30 protein-coding genes are annotated in these 20,796 nt (G+C 68.9%); 2 read left to right on the top strand and 28 right to left on the bottom strand.

Translation table 11 applies throughout. From position 1 onward, the window contains the following. Positions 1-44: 44 nt before the first annotated feature. The 28 genes from rpsK to rpsJ form a co-directional block, all read right to left on the bottom strand. The gene (gene rpsK / locus K7I03_RS18685) at positions 45-449 is read right to left on the bottom strand and encodes a 30S ribosomal protein S11 (protein WP_003948617.1); all 405 of its coding nucleotides are present in this window, start codon (positions 447-449) and stop codon (positions 45-47) included. 67 nt (positions 450-516) lie between these two features. Continuing rightward, positions 517-897: a 30S ribosomal protein S13 gene (gene rpsM / locus K7I03_RS18680; RefSeq protein ID WP_004946638.1), complete on the bottom strand. Its 381-nt coding sequence runs from the start codon at positions 895-897 to the stop codon at positions 517-519. Between the two features lie 203 nt (positions 898-1,100). Next, positions 1,101-1,214: a 50S ribosomal protein L36 gene (gene rpmJ / locus K7I03_RS18675; protein ID WP_003956441.1), complete on the bottom strand. Its 114-nt coding sequence runs from the start codon at positions 1,212-1,214 to the stop codon at positions 1,101-1,103. A gap of 60 nt (positions 1,215-1,274) precedes the next feature. Continuing rightward, positions 1,275-1,496: a translation initiation factor IF-1 gene (gene infA / locus K7I03_RS18670; protein WP_003956442.1), complete on the bottom strand. Its 222-nt coding sequence runs from the start codon at positions 1,494-1,496 to the stop codon at positions 1,275-1,277. 600 nt (positions 1,497-2,096) lie between these two features. Beyond that, positions 2,097-2,936: a type I methionyl aminopeptidase gene (gene map, locus K7I03_RS18665; RefSeq protein ID WP_185943968.1), complete on the bottom strand. Its 840-nt coding sequence runs from the start codon at positions 2,934-2,936 to the stop codon at positions 2,097-2,099. Positions 2,937-3,062: 126 nt separating this feature from the next. Further along, positions 3,063-3,722, bottom strand: coding sequence for an adenylate kinase (locus K7I03_RS18660; RefSeq protein WP_185943967.1), 660 nt, complete (start codon positions 3,720-3,722; stop codon positions 3,063-3,065). Continuing rightward, positions 3,722-5,038, bottom strand: a complete 1,317-nt coding sequence (gene secY, locus K7I03_RS18655; protein ID WP_185943966.1) for a preprotein translocase subunit SecY — start codon at positions 5,036-5,038, stop codon at positions 3,722-3,724. Before secY ends, K7I03_RS18660 begins: the two co-directional genes overlap by 1 nt. A gap of 223 nt (positions 5,039-5,261) precedes the next feature. After that, on the bottom strand, positions 5,262-5,717 hold the full coding sequence (gene rplO, locus K7I03_RS18650; RefSeq protein ID WP_185943965.1) for a 50S ribosomal protein L15: 456 nt from the start codon (positions 5,715-5,717) through the stop codon (positions 5,262-5,264). Position 5,718: 1 nt separating this feature from the next. Beyond that, positions 5,719-5,901 carry a 50S ribosomal protein L30 gene (rpmD, locus tag K7I03_RS18645; protein ID WP_004946653.1) on the bottom strand — a complete coding sequence of 61 codons (183 nt, stop codon included), beginning with the start codon at positions 5,899-5,901 and terminating at the stop codon, positions 5,719-5,721. Then, entirely contained in the window at positions 5,901-6,503 is a 603-nt protein-coding gene (rpsE, locus tag K7I03_RS18640; RefSeq protein ID WP_004946659.1) for a 30S ribosomal protein S5, read from the bottom strand. Before rpsE ends, rpmD begins: the two co-directional genes overlap by 1 nt. Before the next feature lie 46 nt (positions 6,504-6,549). Next, positions 6,550-6,933, bottom strand: a complete 384-nt coding sequence (rplR, locus tag K7I03_RS18635) for a 50S ribosomal protein L18 (RefSeq protein ID WP_004946663.1) — start codon at positions 6,931-6,933, stop codon at positions 6,550-6,552. A gap of 3 nt (positions 6,934-6,936) precedes the next feature. Continuing rightward, positions 6,937-7,476 (bottom strand): 50S ribosomal protein L6, encoded by a 540-nt coding sequence (gene rplF, locus K7I03_RS18630; RefSeq protein ID WP_004946665.1) that lies wholly within the window; start codon positions 7,474-7,476, stop codon positions 6,937-6,939. 22 nt (positions 7,477-7,498) lie between these two features. After that, positions 7,499-7,897, bottom strand: a complete 399-nt coding sequence (gene rpsH, locus K7I03_RS18625; RefSeq protein ID WP_004946667.1) for a 30S ribosomal protein S8 — start codon at positions 7,895-7,897, stop codon at positions 7,499-7,501. A 245-nt stretch (positions 7,898-8,142) separates the two neighbouring features. Then, entirely contained in the window at positions 8,143-8,328 is a 186-nt protein-coding gene (locus K7I03_RS18620) for a type Z 30S ribosomal protein S14 (protein WP_004946670.1), read from the bottom strand. A gap of 5 nt (positions 8,329-8,333) precedes the next feature. Further along, on the bottom strand, positions 8,334-8,894 hold the full coding sequence (rplE, locus tag K7I03_RS18615; RefSeq protein ID WP_171169724.1) for a 50S ribosomal protein L5: 561 nt from the start codon (positions 8,892-8,894) through the stop codon (positions 8,334-8,336). Further along, on the bottom strand, positions 8,894-9,217 hold the full coding sequence (rplX, locus tag K7I03_RS18610; protein ID WP_185943964.1) for a 50S ribosomal protein L24: 324 nt from the start codon (positions 9,215-9,217) through the stop codon (positions 8,894-8,896). Before rplX ends, rplE begins: the two co-directional genes overlap by 1 nt. Before the next feature lie 2 nt (positions 9,218-9,219). Then, positions 9,220-9,588, bottom strand: a complete 369-nt coding sequence (gene rplN / locus K7I03_RS18605; protein ID WP_004946682.1) for a 50S ribosomal protein L14 — start codon at positions 9,586-9,588, stop codon at positions 9,220-9,222. Positions 9,589-9,690: 102 nt separating this feature from the next. Next, positions 9,691-9,972, bottom strand: a complete 282-nt coding sequence (gene rpsQ / locus K7I03_RS18600; RefSeq protein WP_004950457.1) for a 30S ribosomal protein S17 — start codon at positions 9,970-9,972, stop codon at positions 9,691-9,693. Next, positions 9,972-10,196 carry a 50S ribosomal protein L29 gene (gene rpmC / locus K7I03_RS18595; protein ID WP_030368408.1) on the bottom strand — a complete coding sequence of 75 codons (225 nt, stop codon included), beginning with the start codon at positions 10,194-10,196 and terminating at the stop codon, positions 9,972-9,974. Before rpmC ends, rpsQ begins: the two co-directional genes overlap by 1 nt. Continuing rightward, a complete protein-coding gene (gene rplP, locus K7I03_RS18590; RefSeq protein WP_106677952.1) occupies positions 10,196-10,615 on the bottom strand; it encodes a 50S ribosomal protein L16 in 420 nt (139 codons plus the stop codon). Before rplP ends, rpmC begins: the two co-directional genes overlap by 1 nt. Before the next feature lie 5 nt (positions 10,616-10,620). Next, on the bottom strand, positions 10,621-11,439 hold the full coding sequence (rpsC, locus tag K7I03_RS18585) for a 30S ribosomal protein S3 (RefSeq protein ID WP_071964543.1): 819 nt from the start codon (positions 11,437-11,439) through the stop codon (positions 10,621-10,623). Then, positions 11,439-11,786, bottom strand: a complete 348-nt coding sequence (gene rplV / locus K7I03_RS18580; RefSeq protein WP_004950444.1) for a 50S ribosomal protein L22 — start codon at positions 11,784-11,786, stop codon at positions 11,439-11,441. Before rplV ends, rpsC begins: the two co-directional genes overlap by 1 nt. Before the next feature lie 42 nt (positions 11,787-11,828). After that, a complete protein-coding gene (rpsS, locus tag K7I03_RS18575; protein ID WP_004950443.1) occupies positions 11,829-12,110 on the bottom strand; it encodes a 30S ribosomal protein S19 in 282 nt (93 codons plus the stop codon). 12 nt (positions 12,111-12,122) lie between these two features. Then, complete coding sequence (gene rplB / locus K7I03_RS18570; RefSeq protein WP_004950440.1) at positions 12,123-12,959, bottom strand: 50S ribosomal protein L2; 837 nt, start codon at positions 12,957-12,959, stop codon at positions 12,123-12,125. A gap of 39 nt (positions 12,960-12,998) precedes the next feature. After that, positions 12,999-13,322: a 50S ribosomal protein L23 gene (gene rplW / locus K7I03_RS18565; protein ID WP_058046827.1), complete on the bottom strand. Its 324-nt coding sequence runs from the start codon at positions 13,320-13,322 to the stop codon at positions 12,999-13,001. Beyond that, positions 13,322-13,966, bottom strand: a complete 645-nt coding sequence (rplD, locus tag K7I03_RS18560; RefSeq protein ID WP_185943963.1) for a 50S ribosomal protein L4 — start codon at positions 13,964-13,966, stop codon at positions 13,322-13,324. The genes rplW and rplD overlap by 1 nt, the downstream gene beginning before the upstream one ends. Before the next feature lie 8 nt (positions 13,967-13,974). Continuing rightward, positions 13,975-14,619, bottom strand: coding sequence for a 50S ribosomal protein L3 (gene rplC / locus K7I03_RS18555; protein ID WP_185943962.1), 645 nt, complete (start codon positions 14,617-14,619; stop codon positions 13,975-13,977). A gap of 13 nt (positions 14,620-14,632) precedes the next feature. Then, positions 14,633-14,941 carry a 30S ribosomal protein S10 gene (rpsJ, locus tag K7I03_RS18550; protein WP_003948644.1) on the bottom strand — a complete coding sequence of 103 codons (309 nt, stop codon included), beginning with the start codon at positions 14,939-14,941 and terminating at the stop codon, positions 14,633-14,635. Positions 14,942-15,625: 684 nt separating this feature from the next. Here rpsJ and K7I03_RS18545 point away from each other — a divergent pair. Together K7I03_RS18545 and K7I03_RS33835 are read left to right on the top strand one after the other, a co-directional pair. Beyond that, entirely contained in the window at positions 15,626-17,716 is a 2,091-nt protein-coding gene (locus K7I03_RS18545) for a PIG-L family deacetylase (RefSeq protein WP_185943961.1), read from the top strand. 341 nt (positions 17,717-18,057) lie between these two features. Then, positions 18,058-20,724: a helix-turn-helix transcriptional regulator gene (locus K7I03_RS33835; RefSeq protein WP_185943960.1), complete on the top strand. Its 2,667-nt coding sequence runs from the start codon at positions 18,058-18,060 to the stop codon at positions 20,722-20,724. Positions 20,725-20,796 lie beyond the last annotated feature (72 nt).

Raw genomic sequence — 20,796 nt, 5'->3', positions numbered from 1 at the left:
CCGAAGAGCCGTACCGCCCGGATCCTCAAGTCGAACGACGTGCGTCAGACGCGGCGACGCTTGGGCGGACGGCAGCCGTTGTGCGGCGTGGGCGTCACGTCCTGGATCGAGCCGACCTCAAGACCGGTCGCCTGGAGCGAACGGATGGCGGTCTCACGGCCGGAGCCCGGACCCTTGACGAAGACGTCGACCTTGCGCATGCCGTGCTCCTGCGCGCGGCGAGCGGCCGACTCGGCGGCCATCTGCGCGGCGAACGGGGTGGACTTGCGCGAGCCCTTGAAGCCGACGTGGCCGGCGGAGGCCCAGGAGATCACGTTGCCGGTCGGGTCCGTGATGGACACGATCGTGTTGTTGAACGTGCTCTTGATGTGCGCGTGGCCGTGAGCGACGTTCTTCTTTTCCTTGCGGCGCACCTTCTTGGCAGCGCCCTGACGACCCTTGGGGGGCATCTCTTACTCCTACAGGGAGGTGGTCGGTCCTACAGCGAAGACCGCGTGGTCAAGCGTCCGCTGAGGACTACTTCTTGCCCGGCTTCTTCTTGCCGGCGATGGCGCGACGCGGGCCCTTGCGGGTACGAGCGTTCGTGCTGGTGCGCTGACCGTGGACCGGCAGGCCACGACGGTGACGCAGACCCTGGTAGCAGCCGATCTCGACCTTGCGGCGGATGTCGGCCTGGATCTCGCGACGGAGGTCACCCTCGGTCTTGAGGTTGGCGTCCACGTACTCGCGGATCTTGACCAGGTCCTCTTCGGCCAGGTCACGAACGCGGGTGTTCGGGTTCACACCGGTCGCGGCGAGGGTCGCCTTCGACTGGGTGCGGCCGATACCGAAGACGTAGGTGAGTGCGACCTCCACGCGCTTGTCACGCGGGATGTCGACACCGGAAACGCGTGCCATTGAATGGCTCCAGATGTTCGTCGGAGGTCTTCCACAGGACCGCTCCCAGCCGCCGTCCCCTTCGCCATGGCGAAGGGTTGGTACGGACTGGGTCCCCGGCCTCCGAAACCGGGGGTGTCGCCCTCCTTACAGAGAGGGACGGGCCCTGCGTATGTACGTTGCTCGCGTCGCGCGAAGAACTGCGGAGTGCGGTTCGGTGTGCGTCAGCCCTGGCGCTGCTTGTGGCGCAGGTTGTCGCAGATGACCATGACCCGGCCGTGGCGGCGGATCACCTTGCACTTGTCGCAGATCTTCTTGACGCTCGGCTTGACCTTCATGGGATGTGAGGTTCTCCGGGTCAGTGCCACCACCCCGCCGGAGCGGGATGCCGACAAGATCTACTTGTAGCGGTAGACGATCCGTCCGCGCGTCAGGTCGTACGGAGAGAGCTCCACCACGACCCGGTCGTCGGGAAGGATACGGATGTAGTGCATCCGCATCTTGCCGCTGATGTGCGCGAGGACCTTGTGACCGTTCTGGAGCTCCACCTTGAACATGGCGTTCGGCAGAGACTCGATCACGGTGCCCTCAATCTCGATGGCACCTTGCTTCTTGGCCACGCTTCGCCTTTCGAATCGGCTACCTTGATCGACTCAGGGATTCGTACCCCCGCGCGAACGCGGGCATGCGGATACACGAGAGCCGACGCATCAGTCTACGTCAGGGCAACCGGAAAGACTAATCCAGGGGTGCTTGCCCAGCCGCAGTGATCCTTAAGCGGCGGCTCGACGGCGGGACGGAACCGTCCCGCCCGGCCTCCGACCGGCAGGGCCTGGCGCACAGGCCGCCGTCAGCGCCCCGCTCAGCCCAGCGGATCCGGCGCCGCCGTCACACCCAGCTCCGCCAGCTTCGCCTTGCCGCCGCAGGCTCCTCACAACGCCGCCCTCGCGGGATCGGCGCCGAGGGCGCCTCACAAGCTTCGAGCGGCTGCGCCGGCCTCCGACCGGCGGACGGGGCGGTGGCGGCCGCCAGGCCCTCGATTCAGCCCAGCGGATCCGGCGCCGCCGTCACACCCAGCTCCGCCAGCTTCGCCTTGCCGCCGCAGGCTCCTCACAACGCCGCCCTCGCGGGATCGGCGCCGAGGGCGCCTCACAAGCTTCGAGCGGCTGCGCCGGCCTCCGACCGGCGGACGGGGCGGTGGCGGCCGCCAGGCCCTCGATTCAGCCCAGCGGATCCGGCGCCGCCGTCACGCCCAGCTCCGCCAGCTTCGCCTTGCCGCCGTCCACGGCGGTGAGCACCAGCGGGCCCTCCTCCGTCAGGGCGACGGAGTGCTCCCAGTGCGAGGACCAGGTCAGGTCGTCGGTGAGGACCGTCCACTCGTCCTCCAGGACGTGCGTCCGCGGCGTGCCCAGCGACACCATCGGCTCGATCGCGATGCAGAAGCCGGGGACCAGCTTCGGGCTGCGGCCCCGCTTGCGGGAGACGTAGTTCAGCAGGTGGGGGTCCATGTGCATCTCGGAGCCGATGCCGTGCCCGCCGTAGTCCTCGATGATCCCGTACTTGCCGGTCGCCGGGCGCGGCTGGCGGCGGATGTACGTCTCGATGGCCCGGGAGACGTCCACCAGCCGGTTGCCGTTCTTCACGGCCGCGATGCCGGCCCACATGGACTCCTCGGTCACCCGGGAGAGCTCCACCAGCTCGGGCGCGTGCCCGCCGCCCACGAAGGCGGTGAAGGCCGCGTCGCCGTGCCAGCCGTCGACGATGGCGCCGGCGTCGATGGAGATGATGTCGCCGTCCTTCAGGACGGTCTCCGCGCTCGGGATGCCGTGCACGACGACCTCGTTCACCGAGGTGCAGATCGTCGCGGGGAAGCCGCCGTAGCCGAGGAAGTTCGACTTGGCGCCGTGCTCGGCCAGCACCTTGCGGGCGACGTCGTCGAGGTCCTTGGTGGTCGCGCCGGGAACGGCCGCCGCAGCTGTGGCGGCGTGAATGGCGGCGACGACCAGCCCCGCCTCGCGCATCTTCGCGATCTGGTCCGGGGTCTTGATCTCTACCGCCATGGGGGCCTTCCTCGGCTCGACGACATATTTCGACAGAACGCGCGCAGGACCGCGCGCAAAACTGGTTCAAACAACACTACGGCCGCGATCCCCCGAAGGGCATCGCGGCCGTACACCACCGGTGGCTCAGGCGCCGTCCCGTGCGGGGAGCGCCTCCATGGCCCGCTGGGTCACCTCGGCGACCTTGCCGAGCGCGGAGATCGTCACCACCAGGCCCTGGGCCTTGTAGTAGTCGATGATCGGCTCGGTCTCGCTGTGGTAGACCTCCAGCCGCTTGCGGACCGTGTCCTCACGGTCGTCGTCGCGCTGGTAGAGCTCGCCGCCGCAGACGTCGCAGACGCCCTCGGTCTCCGAGCGGTTGTAGATCACGTGGAAGACGTGGCTGCTGTCCGCGCGGCAGATCCGGCGGCCGGCGATCCGCTTGACCACCTCGTCCTCGGGGACCTCCAGGTCCAGGACGGCGTCCAGCGTCAGGCCCTTGCCGTTCAGGTAGGCGTCCAGCGCCTCGGCCTGGCCGATGTTGCGCGGGAAGCCGTCCAGCAGGAAGCCGCCGGAGGCGTCGTCCTGGTCCATCCTGTCCTCGGCCATGCCGATGGTCACCGAGTCCGGGACCAGCTGGCCGGCGCGCATGTACTCCTGGGCCTGGACGCCCAGCGGGGTGCCCTGGCTGATGTTCGCCCGGAAGAGGTCGCCCGTCGAGATGTGCGGGATCGCGAGATTCTTGGCGAGGTACGCGGCCTGCGTACCCTTGCCGGCGCCGGGCGGCCCGACGAGGACGATTCGCATCAGCGGAGGAACCCTTCGTAGTTGCGCTGCTGAAGCTGGCTCTCGATCTGCTTCACCGTCTCCAGACCGACACCCACGATGATCAGGATGCTGGTTCCCCCGAATGGGAAGTTCTGGTTCGCGTTGAGTGTGACCAGCGCCACGGTGGGCACCAGGGCGATCACGCCCAGGTAGAGAGAGCCCGGCCACGTGATGCGGTTCAGCACGTAGCTCAGGTACTCCGCGGTGGGACGTCCCGCCCGGATGCCCGGGATGAACCCACCATACTTCTTCATGTTGTCTGCAACTTCTTCGGGGTTGAAGGAGATGGCGACGTAGAAGAAGGCGAAGAAAACGATCAGCAGGAAGTAAGTGACCATGTAGATCGGGTGGTCGCCCTTGACCAGGTTGGCCTGGATCCACTGCGCCCAGCCCGAGTCCTTGGAGTCGGTGAACTGCACCAGCAGCGCCGGGATGTAGAGCAGGGACGAGGCGAAAATCACGGGGATGACGCCCGCCTGGTTCACCTTGAGCGGGATGTAGGTCGACGTCCCGCCGTACGAGCGCCGGCCGATCATGCGCTTCGCGTACTGCACGGGCACGCGCCGCTGCGCCTGCTCGACGAAGACCACCAGGCCGACCATGGCCAGGCCGCAGAGGATGACGAGGCCGAACTCCAGCCAGCCGCCCATCAGCTTGCCCTGGAGCTTGATCGCCCACAGCGCGCTCGGGAACTGCGCGGCGATCGAGGTGAACATCAGGATCGACATGCCGTTGCCGATGCCGCGGTCGGTGACGAGCTCACCGAGCCACATGATCAGCGCGGTGCCCGCGGTCATGGTGACGACCATCGTGATGGTCGTGAAGATCGAGTGGTTGGGCACGATGTCGGAAGCGACCGGGCAGTTGCCGAAGAGCGCGCCGTTGCGCGCGACGGCGACGAGACCGGTGCCCTGGAGCACGGCGAGCGCGATGGTCAGATAACGCGTGTACTGCGTGATCTTGGCTTGGCCGGACTGCCCTTCCTTCTTGAGGGCTTCCAACCGGGGGATCACGACCGTGAGCAGCTGCAGGATGATGCTCGCCGTGATGTACGGCATGACCCCCAGCGCGAAGATCGTGATCTGCAGCAGCGCGCCACCACTGAACATGTTCACGAGGCCGAACAGGCCCTGACCACTCTTGGCCTGGTCGACACACGTCTGGACGTTCTGGTAGTTGACCCCCGGGATCGGGACCTGCGACCCGAGCCGGTAGAGCACCATGATGCCCAGCGTGAACAGCAGCTTCTTGCGCAGGTCGGGCGTCTTGAACGCCCGGGCGAACGCGGTGAGCACGGTGCCTCCTGCGCCTCTCACGCACCCACGTGAGAGGTAACGGTCTTGAGGATCGACGAATACATATCAGTCGGCCGTACGGGCACAGTCCGCACGACCCGGGGGTGATTCCCCCCATGGGTACAGCAACAGTCCACGCCACCTTACCGGCGACCGTGCCCGGCTAGGAACGACCAACCGGGGATGCCCCTATGGGACATCCCCGGTTGTCGGGTCAACGAACTCAGATGAGTTCGGTGACGGTGCCGCCGGCGGCGGCGATCTTCTCCTTGGCGGAACCGGAGACGGCGTCGACCGTCACCTGGATCGCCACGGAGATCTCGCCCTGGCCCAGGACCTTGACGAGCTCGTTCTTGCGCACCGCGCCCTTGGCGACCAGGTCGGCCACCGTGACCTCGCCACCCTGCGGGTAGAGCGCGGCCAGCTTGTCCAGGTTCACGACCTGGAACTGCTTGTGGGCGGGGTTCTTGAAGCCCTTCAGCTTCGGGAGGCGCATGTGGAGGGGCATCTGCCCACCCTCGAAGCGCTCCGGAACCTGGTAACGGGCCTTGGTGCCCTTGGTACCACGGCCGGCCGTCTTACCCTTCGACGCCTCACCACGACCCACACGGGTCTTGGCGGTCTTGGCGCCGGGGGCCGGACGGAGGTTGTGGACCTTCAGCGGGTTCTGCTCCGCCATGTCAGTCGACCTCCTCGACCGTGACGAGGTGGCGGACGGTGTGCACCATGCCGCGGATCTCGGGACGGTCTTCCTTGACAACCACGTCGTTGATCTTCTTGAGACCAAGCGAGCGCAGGGTGTCGCGGTGGTTCTGCTTGCTGCCGATGTAGGACTTGGTCTGCGTGACCTTGAGACGAGCCATTACGCACCCGCCCCCGCACGCGCACGCAGCAGGGCGGCGGGCGCGACGTCCTCGAGCGGCAGACCACGACGGGCGGCGATCTCCTCGGGACGCTGCAGTCCCTTGAGGGCCTCCACCGTGGCGTGCACGATGTTGATCGGGTTCGACGAACCGAGCGACTTCGACAGGATGTCGTGGATGCCGGCGCACTCGAGCACCGCGCGCACCGGGCCACCGGCGATAACACCGGTACCGGGGGACGCGGGCTTGAGCATGACGACGCCGGCCGCCTTCTCGCCCTGGATCGGGTGCGGCACGGTGCCCTGGATACGGGGGACCTTGAAGAAGTTCTTCTTGGCCTCTTCCACGCCCTTGGCGATGGCAGCCGGAACTTCCTTGGCCTTGCCGTAACCGACACCGACCGTGCCGTCACCGTCGCCCACCACGACCAGCGCGGTGAAGCTGAAGCGGCGACCACCCTTGACAACCTTGGCGACGCGGTTGATCGCGACTACGCGCTCAACGTACGCGGTCTTCTCGGCGGCAGCGCCACCGTCGCGACCCTTCCGGTCCCGCCGCTCGCCGCCACCGGCACCGCTTCCGCGGCGCTGGGGTCCAGCCATTGGAATTACCTCTCTCTGTTACGTCCGCTAGCTCCGGAACCGGGGCTTAGAACTTCAGCCCGGCTTCGCGGGCGGCGTCCGCCAGAGCGGCAATGCGCCCGGCGTACTGGTTGCCACCGCGGTCGAACACGACGGCCTCGACACCGGCGGCCTTGGCACGCTCGGCGACCAGGGCGCCAACCTTCTTGGCCTGGGCGCTCTTGTCACCCTCGCCACCGCGGATCGACGCGTCCAGGGTCGACGCCGACGCCAGGGTGTGACCCTTGATGTCGTCGATGACCTGGGCGGTGATGCCACGGTTGGAGCGCGTGACGACCAGGCGGGGGCGCTCGGCCGTACCGGAGATCCGCTTGCGGATGCGGATGTGGCGGCGCTTCGCGGCGGCGCGCTTGTAGGCGTCGCCCTTAGCGATCTTCACACCGTATGCCATGGCTTACTTACCCGCCTTTCCGACCTTGCGGCGGATGACTTCGCCCTCGTACTTGACGCCCTTGGCCTTGTACGGGTCGGGCTTCCGCAGCTTGCGGATGTTCGCGGCGACCTCGCCGACCTTCTGCTTGTCGATGCCCTCGACCGTCAGCTTGGTCGGGGACTCCACCTTGAAGGTGATGCCCTCGGGCGCCTCGACCAGGATCGGGTGGCTGTAGCCCAGGGCGAACTCCAGGTTGGAGCCCTTCGCCTGGACGCGGTAACCGACACCGCTGATCTCGAGCTTCTTGCTGTAGCCCTGGGTCACGCCGGTGATCATGTTCGCCACCAGCGTGCGCGACAGACCGTGCAGGGCCTTGTTCTGACGCTCGTCGTTCGGGCGGATGACGTTGAGCACGCCGTCCTCGCCCTTAGCGATAACGATGGGCGCCGACAGCGTCAGGTTCAGGGTGCCCTTGGGACCCTTCACCTGCACGTCACGGCCATCGATGGTGACGTCCACACCAGCGGGAACCTGGATGGGCAGCTTGCCAATACGCGACATTAGCTATTCCTCCGTTCCCGGGTTACCAGACGTAGGCGAGGACTTCCCCACCCACGCCCTTCTTGCTGGCCTGCTGGCCGGTCAGGAGACCGTGGGACGTGGAGATGATCGCCACGCCCAGGCCGCCGAGGACCTTCGGCAGGTTGGTGGACTTTGCGTAGACCCGCAGGCCCGGCTTCGAGATCCGCTTGATGCCCGCGATGGAGCGCTCACGGTTCGGGCCGAACTTCAGCTCGAGGATCAGGGACTTGCCGACCTCGGCGTCCTCGACCTTCCAGCCGGTGATGTAGCCCTCCTGCTGCAGGATCTCGGCGATGTGCGCCTTGATCTTGCTGTGGGGCATGGCCACGGTGTCGTGGTAAGCCGAGTTCGCGTTCCGCAGACGGGTCAGCATGTCTGCGATCGGATCGGTCATGGTCATGTTTGGCCTTCGGCCTCTCTCGCCGGGGTTTCCTATCTGCGCCATCCCTCTCCCCGAGCTTGTCGGAGCGGGTGCGGTGCGGGGACCTACGGCGTAGTAAGCGACGTTATGCGGCCCGCACAGAGGTGCGGGACACGTGCGGTCATGGGCGGCGGGCGCCCAACCCCTCAACTCTACGGGAGAGCCGGGGGCGGGTACCCGCCGTCCATTGGCTTACCGAGAGCCCTGGTTACCCAAGTGGGTGATTACCAGGAGCTCTTGGTCACGCCCGGCAGCTCGCCACGGTGAGCCATCTCACGAAGGCACACGCGGCAGAGGCCGAACTTGCGGTAAACGGAGTGCGGCCGGCCGCAGCGGTTGCAGCGGGTGTACGCGCGGACCGAGAACTTCGGCTTGCGCGCGGCCTTCGCGATCAGAGACTTCTTCGCCATCTCGGTCACGCCTCCTTGAAGGGGAAGCCGAGGTGACGAAGGAGGGCGCGGCCCTCGTCGTCGTTGGTCGCCGTGGTGACCACGGTGATGTCCATACCCCGGACGCGGTCGATCTTGTCCTGGTCGATCTCGTGGAACATGACCTGCTCCGTGAGACCGAAGGTGTAGTTGCCCCGGCCGTCGAACTGCTTCGGGGACAGACCACGGAAGTCGCGGATGCGCGGGAGCGCCAGCGACAGGGTGCGGTCCAGGAACTCCCACATGCGGTCGCCGCGGAGGGTGACGTGGGCACCGATCGGCTGGCCCTCACGCAGCTTGAACTGCGCGATGGACTTGCGGGCCTTGGTCACGGCGGGCTTCTGGCCGGTGATCGTGGTGAGGTCGCGGATGGCGCCCTCGATCAGCTTGGAGTCGCGGGCGGCGTCGCCCACACCCATGTTGACCACGATCTTGGTCAGGCCGGGGACCTGCATGACGTTCTCGTACGAGAACTCCTCACGCAGCTTGCCGATGATCTCTTCGCGGTAGCGCTGCTTGAGGCGCGGTGCGTTGGTGGTGGCAGTCATCAGATGTCCTCACCGGTCCGCTTGGCAACGCGGATCTTGTTGCCGTCCTCGTCGAAGCGGTAGCCGACGCGGGTGACGACCTTCTTGCCGTCCTTCTCCACGACGAGCTGAACGTTGCTCACGTGGATGGGGGCCTCGGTCGTGACGATGCCGCCGGTCTTCGAACCACGGGCGGTCTGGCCGGCCTTGGTGTGCTTCTTGACCCGGTTGACACCCTCGACCAGGACGCGGTCGTCGGCGGGCATGGCCTGGATGACCTTGCCCGTCTTGCCCTTGTCCTTGCCGGTGATGACCTGAACCAGGTCGCCCTTCTTGATCTTCATGCTTACAGCACCTCCGGCGCGAGCGAGACGATCTTCATGAACTTCTTCTCGCGCAGCTCTCGGCCCACGGGGCCGAAGATACGGGTGCCGCGGGGGTCACCGTCGTTCTTGAGGATGACGGCCGCGTTCTCGTCGAAGCGGATGTACGAGCCGTCCGGACGGCGGCGCTCCTTGACGGTGCGAACGACGACGGCCTTGACGACGTCGCCCTTCTTCACGTTGCCACCGGGGATCGCGTCCTTGACGGTGGCGACGATGACGTCACCGATGCCCGCGTAGCGGCGACCCGAGCCACCGAGAACACGGATGCAAAGGATCTCCTTGGCACCAGTGTTGTCGGCGACGCGAAGTCGCGACTCCTGCTGGATCACGTCTATCTCCTGATCGTCTGCCGGTTCCCGGCGGGGGCCTCACGGATGAGGCCCCACGCCGAGCCTGGCGGAACTTACCTGGGGGCTAATGCCCTCAGGTGATTACTTGGCCTTCTCGAGGATCTCGACGACGCGCCAGCGCTTCGTCGCGGACAGCGGCCGGGTCTCCATCAGGAGGACGCGGTCGCCGACACCCGCGGCGTTCTGCTCGTCGTGCGCCTTGAGCTTGTTGGTACGGCGGATGACCTTGCCGTACAGCGCGTGCTTGACGCGGTCCTCGACAGCGACGACGACGGTCTTGTCCATCTTGTCGCTGACGACGAGGCCCTCACGGGTCTTGCGGAAACCGCGCTCGTTCGTCTCAGTCATGTTCTTCTCGCTCATCAGGCGCTCTCCACCGTCTCGATGCCGAGCTCGCGCTCCCGCATCAGGGTGTAGATCCGGGCGATGTCCTTACGGACGGACTTGAGCCGACCGTGGTTCTCAAGCTGCCCGGTCGCCGCCTGGAAGCGGAGGTTGAACAGCTCTTCCTTGGCCTCACGGAGCTTCGCGACGAGGTCCTCGTCGTTCAGCTCACGCAGCTCGGTCGCCTTGATACCAGCGGCCATCACGACTCACCTGCCTCGCGCCGAACAATGCGGCACTTCATCGGAAGCTTGTGAGCGGCGCGGGTCAGCGCCTCACGAGCGACCTTTTCGTTCGGGAAAGACAGCTCGAACATCACCCGACCGGGCTTGACGTTCGCGATCCACCACTCCGGAGAACCCTTACCGGAACCCATGCGGGTCTCGGCCGGCTTCTTCGTCAGCGGACGGTCCGGGTAGATGTTGATCCACACCTTGCCGCCACGCTTGATGTGACGGGTCATGGCGATACGAGCGGACTCGATCTGCCGGTTCGTCACATAGGCCGGGGTCAGGGCCTGGATGCCGTACTCACCGAACGCCAGCTCGGTGCCACCCTTGGCCATGCCGTTCCGCTTGGGGTGGTGCTGCTTGCGGTGCTTGACCCTGCGAGGGATCAGCATGTCGGTCAGGCCTCCGTTCCGGTGGACTCAGCCGGAGCAGCGGTGGCCTCGGCCTTGGGGGCCTCGGCAGCCTGCTGCGGCTTGCGGCCGCGGCCGCCACGCTCGCCGCCGCGGCCACCACGGGCCGGACGGTCGCCGGCGCCACGGGACGGGCGGTTGCCCGCACGGGCGGCGGCGTTCTCGGCGCGGACCTCGGCGATGTTCTTGACGTCGCCCTTGTAGATCCAGACCTTCACGCCGATGCGGCCGAAGGTGGTCTTGGCCTCGAAGAAGCCGTAGTCGACGTTGGCGCGGAGCGTGTGCAGGGGCACACGGCCCTCGCGGTAGAACTCCGAGCGGGACATCTCGGCGCCGCCGAGACGGCCACCGCACTGGATCTTGATGCCCTTGGCGCCGGCCTTCATCGTCGACTGCATGCTCTTGCGCATGGCGCGACGGAAGGAGACGCGGGAGGACAGCTGCTCGGCGACGGCCTGGGCCACCAGCTGAGCGTCCACCTCGGGGTTCTTGACCTCGAGGATGTTCAGCTGGACCTGCTTGCCGGTCAGCTTCTCCAGCTCGCCACGGATGCGGTCGGCCTCGGCGCCGCGGCGGCCGATGACGATGCCCGGGCGGGCGGTGTGGATGTCGACGCGGACGCGGTCGCGGGTGCGCTCGATCTCAACCTTCGAGATACCGGCGCGCTCCATGCCCTTCGTCATCATGCGACGAATGGCGACGTCTTCCTTGACGTAGTCCTTGTACAGCTTGTCGGCGTACCAGCGGGACTTGAAGTCCGTGGTGATGCCGAGGCGGAACCCGTGCGGGTTAACCTTCTGGCCCATTACCGGGTTCCTTCCTTGCTGCTGACGACCACGGTGATGTGGCTGGTCCGCTTGCGGATCCGGTAGGCGCGGCCCTGGGCGCGCGGACGGAACCGCTTCAGGGTCGGGCCCTCGTCGACGTAGGCCTCGGAGATGTAGAGGCTGTCGACGTCAGAGTGGTCGTAGTTGTGCGCGGCGTTGGCAATGGCGCTGTCCAGCACCTTGCCGACCGGCACGCTCGCGGCCTGCGGGGCGAAACGCAGGACCGCCTGAGCCTCCGTGGCGTCCATGCCACGGATGAGGTCCACCACGCGGCGGGCCTTCATGGGCGTGACGCGGATGTACCGCGCCTGGGCCCTGGCTTCCATGGTTGTCCCTTCGGTGTCAGTCATAGTCGTTCACACCCCGCGTTAGCGGCGCTTCGACTTCCGGTCGTCCTTGACGTGGCCGCGGAAGGTGCGGGTCGGCGAGAACTCGCCGAGCTTGTGGCCGACCATCGACTCGGTGACGAACACCGGGACGTGGGTCTTGCCGTTGTGCACCGCCAGCGTGTGGCCGAGCATGGCCGGCACGATCATGGAGCGGCGGGACCAGGTCTTGATGACGTTCTTGGTACCAGCTTCGTTCTGGGCGTCCACCTTCTTGATGAGGTGGCCGTCGACGAAGGGTCCCTTCTTGAGACTACGCGGCATCTAAACCCGCTCCTAGCGCTTCTTGTTCGTCTTGCGGCGGCGGACGATGTACTTGTTGCTCGCCTTCTTGGGAGAACGAGTACGACCCTCCTTCTGACCCCACGGGGAGACCGGGTGGCGACCACCGGAGGTCTTGCCCTCACCACCACCGTGCGGGTGGTCGACCGGGTTCATCGCGACACCGCGGACGGTCGGGCGGACGCCCTTCCAGCGCATGCGGCCGGCCTTGCCCCAGTTGATGTTCGACTGCTCGGCGTTGCCGACCTCGCCGACGGTGGCGCGGCAGCGGACGTCGACCAGGCGGATCTCACCGGACGGCATACGAAGGTGGGCCATCGTGCCCTCCTTCGCCAGCAGCTGCACGGAGGAACCGGCGGAGCGGGCGATCTTCGCACCGCCACCGGGACGCAGCTCGATGGCGTGGATGGTCGTACCGACCGGGATGTTGCGCAGCGGCAGGTTGTTGCCCGGCTTGATGTCGGCCCCGGGGCCGTTCTCAATACGGTCGCCCTGGCCGAGGCCGCGCGGCGCGATGATGTAGCGCTTCTCGCCGTCCACGTAGTGGAGCAGCGCGATGCGCGCGGTGCGGTTGGGGTCGTACTCGATGTGAGCGACCTTGGCCGGCACGCCGTCCTTGTCGTGACGACGGAAGTCGATCACACGGTAGGCGCGCTTGTGGCCACCGCCCTGGTGGCGGACGGTCACACGACCGGCGTTGTTACGGCCGCCCTTGCTGTGCAGCGGGCGGACCAGCGACTTCTCCGGCGTGGACCGCGTGATCTCGACAAAGTCGGCGACGCTGGAGCCACGACGGCCCGGGGTCGTCGGCTTGTACTTGCGGATACCCATTTCTCAGTCCTCGTCCGATTCCGGACGACTCGGACTCCGTTAGGAGACCGGGCCGCCGAAGATGTCGATACGGTCGCCCTCGGCGAGGGTCACGATGGCGCGCTTGGTGTTGGCGCGCTTGCCGAAACCGGTCTTGGTGCGCTTGCGCTTACCCTGACGGTTGATCGTGTTGACCCCGGTGACCTTGACCGAGAAGACCGCCTCGACGGCCTGCTTGATCTGGGTCTTGTTGGCGCGCGGGTCGACGATGAACGTGTACTTGTTCTCGTCCAGCAGCGCGTAGCTCTTCTCGGAGACGACCGGCTTGACCAGGAGGTCACGCGGGTCCGAGAACGTCTTGCTGGTGACGACGGCCTCAGTCATCAGGCTTCGCTCCCTTCAGCGGCCTTGGGGCCAGACACGAAGGACTCGAAAGCGGCCTGGGTGAAGACCACGTCGTCGGAGACGAGCACGTCGTACGTGTTCAGCTGGCCCGGCTCCAGGATGTGCACCTGGGGCAGGTTGCGGGCGGACAGCCACGCGGCCTCGTCGGACCGGTCGGCGACCAGGAGCACGTTCTTGCGCTCGGAGATCTTGCCGAACAGGTTCTTGGCGGCCTTGGTGGACACCGCGCCGTCGACCACGCCGGAGACGACGTGGATGCGGCTGTGGCGGGCCCGGTCCGAGAGGGCACCGCGCAGGGCGGCGGCCTTCATCTTCTTCGGGGTCCGCTGCGAGTAGTCACGCGGCACGGGACCGTGCACGACGCCACCACCGGCGAACTGCGGCGCGCGGGTCGAACCCTGACGGGCGCGACCGGTGCCCTTCTGGCGGTACGGCTTCTTGCCACCGCCGCGGACCTCGCCACGGGTCTTGGTCTTGTGCGTGCCCTGACGGGCAGCGGCCAGCTGCGCGACGACGACCTGGTGGATCAGCGGAACGCTGACCTTCGCGTCGAAGATCTCCGCGGGGAGCTCGACGGTCCCGGCCTTGTCGCCTGCCGGCGAAAGGATGTCAATGGTGCTCATCGGTTACCTCAGGCCCCCTTGGCCGCGGTACGGACCAGGACGAGGCCGCCGTTCGGACCAGGAACCGCGCCCTTGATGAGGAGCAGGCCCTTCTCCGCGTCAACGGCGTGGACGGTCAGGTTCTGGGTGGTGACCCGCTCGTTGCCCATGCGGCCCGCCATGCGGAGGCCCTTGAACACACGGCCCGGGGTGGCGCAGCCACCGATCGAACCGGGGGAGCGGTGCTTGCGCTGGGTGCCGTGCCCGGCGCCGAGGCCACGGAAGTTGTGGCGCTTCATGACACCGGCGAAGCCCTTGCCCTTGCTCTTGCCCGTGACGTCAACCTTGACGCCGGCCTCGAACACGTCCGCGGTGATCTCCTGGCCGAGCGTGTACTCGGCGGCGTCGGAGGTGCGGATCTCCACCATGTGGCGGCGGGGGGTCACGTCGGCCTTGGCGAAGTGGCCCTTGAGGGGCTTGTTCACCTTGCGCGGGTCGATCTCGCCGAAGGCGATCTGGACCGACTCGTAGCCGTCGGCGTCGTTGGTGCGGACCTGCGTGACAACGCAGGGGCCGGCCTTGACAACGGTGACCGGGACGACACGGTTGTTCTCGTCCCAGACCTGCGTCATGCCGAGCTTCTCGCCCAGGACGCCCTTGATCTGCTTAGCCATCTCGCGCGTCACCTCAGAGCTTGATCTCGATGTCGACGCCCGCCGGCAGGTCGAGGCGCATGAGCGAGTCAACCGTCTTCGGCGTGGGGTCGAGGATGTCGATGAGGCGCTTGTGCGTGCGCATCTCGAAGTGCTCGCGCGAGTCCTTGTACTTGTGCGGCGACTTGATGACGCAGTACACGTTCTTCTCAGTGGGCAGCGGCACCGGGCCCGCGACCGACGCACCAGTGCGGGTCACCGTCTCGACGATCTTCTTCGCCGAGGAGTCGATGACCTCGTGGTCGTAGGCCTTGAGCCGGATGCGGATCTTCTGTCCCGCCATGGCTACTTCGTAGTCCTGTCTCTCGTAACGCTCTGGGACTCGGCCGGGCTGCGCGCTCCTCGCGGAACATCGCGGTCCGTTCCCACTCACCTCCGACCCACGCGGTCGGGCGTGTCGCCCCCCTTCCAGCAGATCTCCCATAGCGGAGATCCCTGCTCAAGGGGTTCGTGGGGGAAGGACACCCACCGAGTGCCTGGCTGGCACCCCGCTGACACTTCCCGGAAGATTCCCGTACTTCCACCTCTGAGAAGAGGTGACGAGTACTGCGGGACTCGCTTCCAGTCCTCCCGGCGGGAGGCGCGCAGCATCGGCACTCAACCGAGCAACCTGAACAGTGTGCCATACGGGACGGAAGCCGCGCCAATCGCAGCCGATGAACGTACCCCGACCGGCGCAGATGTCAAACCGCCCTGCCGAGTTTATGCGGACATTCGGGGTGGAACGGTCAATGTTCACCATGGCGCGGTGGTGTGCAGGTGTCGTGCACGCCACAGTGGCCGAAAACCGCCAGGCCGCGCGAAGGGGAAATCAGGCTTTGTAGCAAGTTGGGCAACCCGCCGGGCCACTTCCCCGTCCCTTTTCACACTGGGGGGCGCTGGACAATGAAGCGGAGTCAGGTAGTTGAACATCTCACAGCGCAGAACCGTTCCGTTCCAGAACGCTCGTCCGGTCGGACGTCGGTCTGTGCTCGCCGGGATCGCGGCCGTCACGGCCGCCGTGGCGACGGGATGCAGCGACAGCGGTTCCGAGAAGTCCGCCCCCTCCGCCTCCCCCGTCCGCGCCGTGGACCCGCGCACCACCCAGCCCTTCGGTGACGTACGCGGCCCGCTGCTGCTCCAGGTGCTGGCGCACCCGGACGACGACCTGTTCTTCATGAACCCGGACGCGCTGCACATGGTCCGCGCCGGCGTCCCCGTGGTCTCCGTCTACGTCACGGCCGGCGAGGCCATAGGACAGAACTGGGTGGAGGGCATGCCGCGCAAGGAGCGGCAGCACCACGACAAGGCGGCCTACTCCTCCGCCCGCCACCAGGGCCTGCGCCAGGCGTACGCGCGGATGCTGGGCAAGCACCCGTTCACCCCCTGGAAGAAGTCCGTGCTGAGCCTGCCGGGCGGGGTGAAGGCCGAGACCGACGAGCTCGTGGCCGGGGACCGCCGGGCCCGCCTGATCTTCCTCAACATCGCCATGCTCTCCGAGCACAGCGTCCGGATGCCGCAGCTCTGGGACCAGCCGGGGGCGGAGGCGAAGTCCCTGGTCGCCAAGGGTTCGCCCTGCACCGAGGTGAGCACCTACCGGCACAGCACGCTGGTGGACGCCCTGGCAACGATCATGGACCGTTTCCGGCCGACCGTGGTCCACACCATGGACCCGGACCCCGACTACCAGGTCCACGACGCCACGCACCCCAAGGACAACGACTACGGCGCGTGCTCGGACCACCGCGACCACACCCCGACCGCCCTCTTCACCTGGAAGGCGCTCTCCCAGTGGTCGGCGGACACCACCCGCCGCGAGAAGCACCCGCCACGCTTCGTGACGACCTCCTACCGCGGGTACTACAACCAGCGCTGGCCGCACAACCTCCCGCACGAGATCGTCGCCCAGAAGCACGAGCTGGTGGAGGCGTACGGCGGCGCGCCCGACTGGCACTGCGGCAACGACGGCGGCTGCGGCGACTACGGCCAGGGCGGCGACCGCCCGCTGAAGAACCGCAAGGGCTGGATCCGCTCCACCCACTACCGCCACCCGGGCGCCACGCCGACGGTGGACAGCGACCGCGGCGGCCGCCTGGAGGCGTACGGGGTCCTCGGCCTGCACGCCGTGCGCTGGCGCGAGACGTCGGCGGGCAGCGGCCGTTGGGGCGCCCCCGAGAACCTCGGCGGCGGCCCGCTGGCCCCCGCCCTGTCCACGGTCAGGGACGCCGACGGCCGCCGCCTGGTCTTCGCGCTGCGCTTCTCCGCCCTGGAGGGCGAGGGCCGCAAGAACACCCGCGAGGTCGTCGTCCTGGGCCAGCGCACCCCCGACGGCCCGTTCACCGGCTGGACCGGCCTCGGCAACCCCGAGCACGACCCCGACCGCGGCCGCCGGGTGGGCATCCCGGTGGCGGTCACCGACACCGACGGGCGCGTCCACCTGTTCGTCCGCAACGCGGGCAAGGGCGTCTCCACCCGGGTGCGCGAGCGGAACGGCAAGTGGGGCAAGTGGCGCAACCTCGGCGGGCAGGACGTCCAGGAGGGCCTGACCGTCGCGCTGGACGGCGACCGCCGGATCCACGTCCTCGGCGTCGGCCGCGACACCGTGCACCACTGGAGCCAGGACGGCCCCGGCAAGCCGATGCGCTTCCTCCCTCTGGACGACCTCCCGAAGCCCGCGGGCGACCCCGTCGCGGCCCACCCGGGCGACGACGGGAAGCTGGTGATCGTCTACCGCCAGCCGGCCCAGAGCCGCCCCGAGGCGTACCGCCTCACCGGCGACACGGCCACGGAGAAGCTCAAGGACTCCGCGGTCCGCGACCTCGTCGGCTACGGCCCGCTCACCGCCCGCGCCCTGCCGCAACGCGGCCACCGGGACGCCCTGATGGTCCTGAGCAAGGACCTGGAGGGCCGCGCCCAGGTCCTGGACGCCGCCTCCGACGACGCCCACCCCACGGTCGCCGACCACCAGCCGATCCCGGTGGCCACCCCGGCCCTCCACACGGACGGCGCCCACCGCCTGTGCGTGGTCGGCCTGTCCCCGGACGCGAGCCCATGGATCTGGCGCCCGGACCTGAGCTAGCTCCTCCGGTGCTTGACGCCACCCCACCCACCCCCGCCCCACCCAGCCCGTTGGGGGTACCCCCTCTGGGGGAGCTTGGGGACAACCGCGCGAAGCGCGGTTGCGGGGGCGCGGGGGGCTGGCCCCCGCAAGAAACTGGGGGCACCTCCCAGCGGTAGCTGCGGGAGAAAGGGCGGGACCGGGGCAACAAACCGCGCGCAGCGCGAAAGCGGGGCCCGCGGGGGCGCGGCCCAAGCAGGAAACGGCGAAAGGGCGGGACCGGGGCAACCCCCCACCCACCTTGCTATCGTGCTGCCCCCGCCGTACCGGAGGCCGCCTCACCGGGGGAAGGGCGCACCCACATGCTCGTCGACCGCGAAGCCGAACTCGCCACCCTCTCCGCGGCCCTGGCGGAAAGCGCCCGCGGCACCGGCGCCTTCGCGGTCGTCCACGGCGCGACGGCCCTGGGCAAGACGGAACTGCTCCACGCCCTCCGCACCCGGGCCACGGAACACGGCTTCACGGTCCGCACCGCACTCGGCAGCCGCACCGAACAGCCCTTCCCCTACGCGCTGATGGACCAGCTGGTCCCCGAACTGTCCCTCCTGGGAACAGAGTTCGACCAGACAGACCCCCAACACACCGTCCCCCCGCACACCCTCCGCCGCATCTACCACACCACCCTCACCCTCGCAGCGGACCGCCCCCTCCTCCTCTGCGTGGACGATCTCCACTACGCGGACCACGCTTCCCAGCAGTGCCTCCTCTATCTGGTCCGCAGGCTGCGCACGGCCCGAGCCGCCCTGGTCGTCACCGAGGCCCCGCACGGCACGGCACACCGCACCCTGCTGGCCGAACTCCAGTACCAGCCCCGAACACGCCACCTGATCCTCGCGCCGCTCAGTCCCCGCGGGATCGCCGGCCTCCTCACCCACCACCTCGGCGAGCCGGCCGCGGCCCGCCTGACCGCGCACGTCCACCGCCTGACCGGCGGCAACCCGCTCCTCGTCCGCGCCCTGCTGGACGACGCCGCCGCCACGGCGGACACGATCCCCGCGCCCGGCGCGGCGTACCGGAGCGCGGTGCTCGCCTGCGCCCACCGCGGCGGCGCCGACGCCCTGGCCGTGGCCCGCGCCATGGCCGTCCTCGGCACCGCGAGCGCCCCACGCCCGGACATCCCCGACGCTCCCGAGACAACCCCCCTCACGAACCCCGGCAGCCCCGCCAGCCCCGACACCGCCCTCCTCGCGGCCACCGCGGCCCTCACCCTCCGCGCCGTCCCCCCGGCCCTGGCCGCCCTCACCGCGTCGGCCCTCTACGACGACACCCACCGCCCCCGCCACCCGGCCGTGGACGAAGCCCTCCTCGCCGACCCGGGCCTCTCCTCCGCCGCCCACACCGCCCTGCGCGCCCGCGCGGCCCGGGCGCTGCACGCCCAGGGCGCCCCGGCCGTCGCGGTGGCCGCGCAGCTGCTGGCGGGTGCCCCGCTGGGCGAGAGCTGGGAGGCGCCGGTGTTCCGCGCGGCGGCCGAGGAGCACCTGGCGGCCGGTGACACCATCCTCGCCGCCCGCTACCTCCGCTGCGCCGTCCTCCGCGCGGACGACTCCCCCCAGGGCCTGGCGGACCGGCTGGCCACGGTGGCCGTCGCCTGGCGGCTCGACCCGCCGGGCGTGATCACCCAGCTCAGGGCGCTCGCCGGGCACGCCCGTACCGGCCTGCTGCCGCCCCGCGCGACCCTGCACATCATCCAGGCCCTGCTGTGGCACGGCCGCGAGGAGGACGCGATCACGGCCGCCGAGACGCTGCCGGCCGAGGACGCGGACCCCCGCTACGCCACCGAGCTGGCCGTCACCCGCCTCCGGCTGACCCACACCTATCCCGGCACCCTCCCCTGGATGCCGGCCGTGCTCCGCCGGCCCGCCCCCGAGCCCGCCCCCGACGGCCGGCCGGAACCCGTGGAGGTGGCGGCGGCGCGCACCCTGCACACGGCGCTGACCGGCGCCGAGCCCGACGACGTGGCCGCGGCGGCGGAACGCGTCCTGCGCTCCCCCGGCATCATCGACCACCGCCCGGACGCTGTCGTCGTGGCCGTGCAGTCCCTGGTGCACATCGACCGTCTCGACGCGGCGGACGCCTGGTCCGAACGGTTCCTCGCCCCCCGCCCGGGGTTCCCGGCCCCGACCCCCGTCCGGCAGGCCCTGCTGCACCAGACCAGGTCCTTCGTCCTCCTGCGCCGGGGCGAGCCGGCCGCCGCCCTCGAACACGGCACCCGCGCCCTGGACCTGATGCCCGAGGCGGGCTGGGGCACCGCCCTCGCCTTCCCGCTCGCCGTCCTCGCGGAGGCGCACACCGCGCTGGGCGAGCACGACCGGGCGGCCGAGGTGCTGAACCGGCCGCTCCCCGAGGCGACCCACCGGACGATCTTCACCATCCACCACCAGCACGCCCGCGGCCTCCACCACCTCGCGCTGGACCGTCCGCGCGAGGCGCTGGCCTGCTTCGTCTCGTGCGGCGAGACCCTGCGCTCCTGGGGCCTCGACACCCCGTCGCTGGCGCCCTGGCGGATCGGTGCCGCCGAGGCGTGGCTGGCCCTGGGCCGCCCGGAACGGGCCGTCCGGCTGCTGGACGACCGGCAGGCCGCCCCCGTCCACCGCCGTCCCCGCCCCCGCGCCGGCGCGCTGCGCGTGCTGGCCGCCACCGAACCGCCGGAGCGCCGCGCGGCGACGCTCGCCCGCGCCCTGGAGCTGTACCGCGTCTGCGGCGACCGGCTCGGCATCGCCCGTACCCTCGCCGACCTGGCCACCGCCGTGGAGAAACGTTCCGTACCCGCCCCGGCCCCCGGCGTCGTCCTCACCACCGCCGAGCACCGGGTGGCCGTCCTCGCGGCGCGGGGCCTGTCCAACCGCGAGGTGGCGGCCGAGCTGTCGATCGCGGTGAGCACGGTCGAGCAGCACCTCACCCGCGTCTACCGCAAGTACCGCATCAGACACCGCCGCGACCTGCGCACCCGCCTGGCCACCGGCACCTGAACGTCCCCGTACACAAAGCGAGCGGGCCCGCACATCCGAAGATGTGCGGGCCCGCTCAGAGCCGTAAGGCTC

The sequence above is a fragment of the Streptomyces mobaraensis genome, from assembly GCF_020099395.1.
In the GTDB taxonomy this organism is placed as follows: Bacteria; Actinomycetota; Actinomycetes; order Streptomycetales; family Streptomycetaceae; genus Streptomyces.
Note: the sequence above shows the minus strand (reverse complement) of the source record. Positions and strands in the feature narration are given on the sequence as shown.

Coding starts and splice junctions, on each gene's coding strand:
- rpsK (WP_003948617.1), bottom strand. CDS start 449: ATGCCCCCCAAGGGTCGTCAGGGCGCTGCCAAGAAGGTGCGCCGCAAG.
- rpsM (WP_004946638.1), bottom strand. CDS start 897: ATGGCACGCGTTTCCGGTGTCGACATCCCGCGTGACAAGCGCGTGGAG.
- rpmJ (WP_003956441.1), bottom strand. CDS start 1,214: ATGAAGGTCAAGCCGAGCGTCAAGAAGATCTGCGACAAGTGCAAGGTG.
- map (WP_185943968.1), bottom strand. CDS start 2,936: ATGGCGGTAGAGATCAAGACCCCGGACCAGATCGCGAAGATGCGCGAG.
- K7I03_RS18660 (WP_185943967.1), bottom strand. CDS start 3,722: ATGCGAATCGTCCTCGTCGGGCCGCCCGGCGCCGGCAAGGGTACGCAG.
- rplO (WP_185943965.1), bottom strand. CDS start 5,717: ATGGCGGAGCAGAACCCGCTGAAGGTCCACAACCTCCGTCCGGCCCCC.
- rpmD (WP_004946653.1), bottom strand. CDS start 5,901: ATGGCTCGTCTCAAGGTCACGCAGACCAAGTCCTACATCGGCAGCAAG.
- rpsE (WP_004946659.1), bottom strand. CDS start 6,503: ATGGCTGGACCCCAGCGCCGCGGAAGCGGTGCCGGTGGCGGCGAGCGG.
- rplR (WP_004946663.1), bottom strand. CDS start 6,933: ATGGCATACGGTGTGAAGATCGCTAAGGGCGACGCCTACAAGCGCGCC.
- rplF (WP_004946665.1), bottom strand. CDS start 7,476: ATGTCGCGTATTGGCAAGCTGCCCATCCAGGTTCCCGCTGGTGTGGAC.
- rpsH (WP_004946667.1), bottom strand. CDS start 7,897: ATGACCATGACCGATCCGATCGCAGACATGCTGACCCGTCTGCGGAAC.
- K7I03_RS18620 (WP_004946670.1), bottom strand. CDS start 8,328: ATGGCGAAGAAGTCTCTGATCGCGAAGGCCGCGCGCAAGCCGAAGTTC.
- rplE (WP_171169724.1), bottom strand. CDS start 8,894: ATGACTGCCACCACCAACGCACCGCGCCTCAAGCAGCGCTACCGCGAA.
- rplX (WP_185943964.1), bottom strand. CDS start 9,217: ATGAAGATCAAGAAGGGCGACCTGGTTCAGGTCATCACCGGCAAGGAC.
- rpsQ (WP_004950457.1), bottom strand. CDS start 9,972: ATGAGCGAGAAGAACATGACTGAGACGAACGAGCGCGGTTTCCGCAAG.
- rpmC (WP_030368408.1), bottom strand. CDS start 10,196: ATGGCCGCTGGTATCAAGGCGACCGAGCTGCGTGAGCTGAACGACGAG.
- rplP (WP_106677952.1), bottom strand. CDS start 10,615: ATGCTGATCCCTCGCAGGGTCAAGCACCGCAAGCAGCACCACCCCAAG.
- rpsC (WP_071964543.1), bottom strand. CDS start 11,439: ATGGGCCAGAAGGTTAACCCGCACGGGTTCCGCCTCGGCATCACCACG.
- rplV (WP_004950444.1), bottom strand. CDS start 11,786: ATGGAAGCCAGGGCCCAGGCGCGGTACATCCGCGTCACGCCCATGAAG.
- rpsS (WP_004950443.1), bottom strand. CDS start 12,110: ATGCCGCGTAGTCTCAAGAAGGGACCCTTCGTCGACGGCCACCTCATC.
- rplB (WP_004950440.1), bottom strand. CDS start 12,959: ATGGGTATCCGCAAGTACAAGCCGACGACCCCGGGCCGTCGTGGCTCC.
- rplW (WP_058046827.1), bottom strand. CDS start 13,322: ATGACTGAGGCCGTCGTCACCAGCAAGACGTTCTCGGACCCGCGTGAC.
- rplD (WP_185943963.1), bottom strand. CDS start 13,966: ATGAGCACCATTGACATCCTTTCGCCGGCAGGCGACAAGGCCGGGACC.
- rplC (WP_185943962.1), bottom strand. CDS start 14,619: ATGGCTAAGCAGATCAAGGGCGTCCTGGGCGAGAAGCTCGGCATGACG.
- rpsJ (WP_003948644.1), bottom strand. CDS start 14,941: ATGGCGGGACAGAAGATCCGCATCCGGCTCAAGGCCTACGACCACGAG.
- K7I03_RS33835 (WP_185943960.1), top strand. CDS start 18,058: ATGCTCGTCGACCGCGAAGCCGAACTCGCCACCCTCTCCGCGGCCCTG.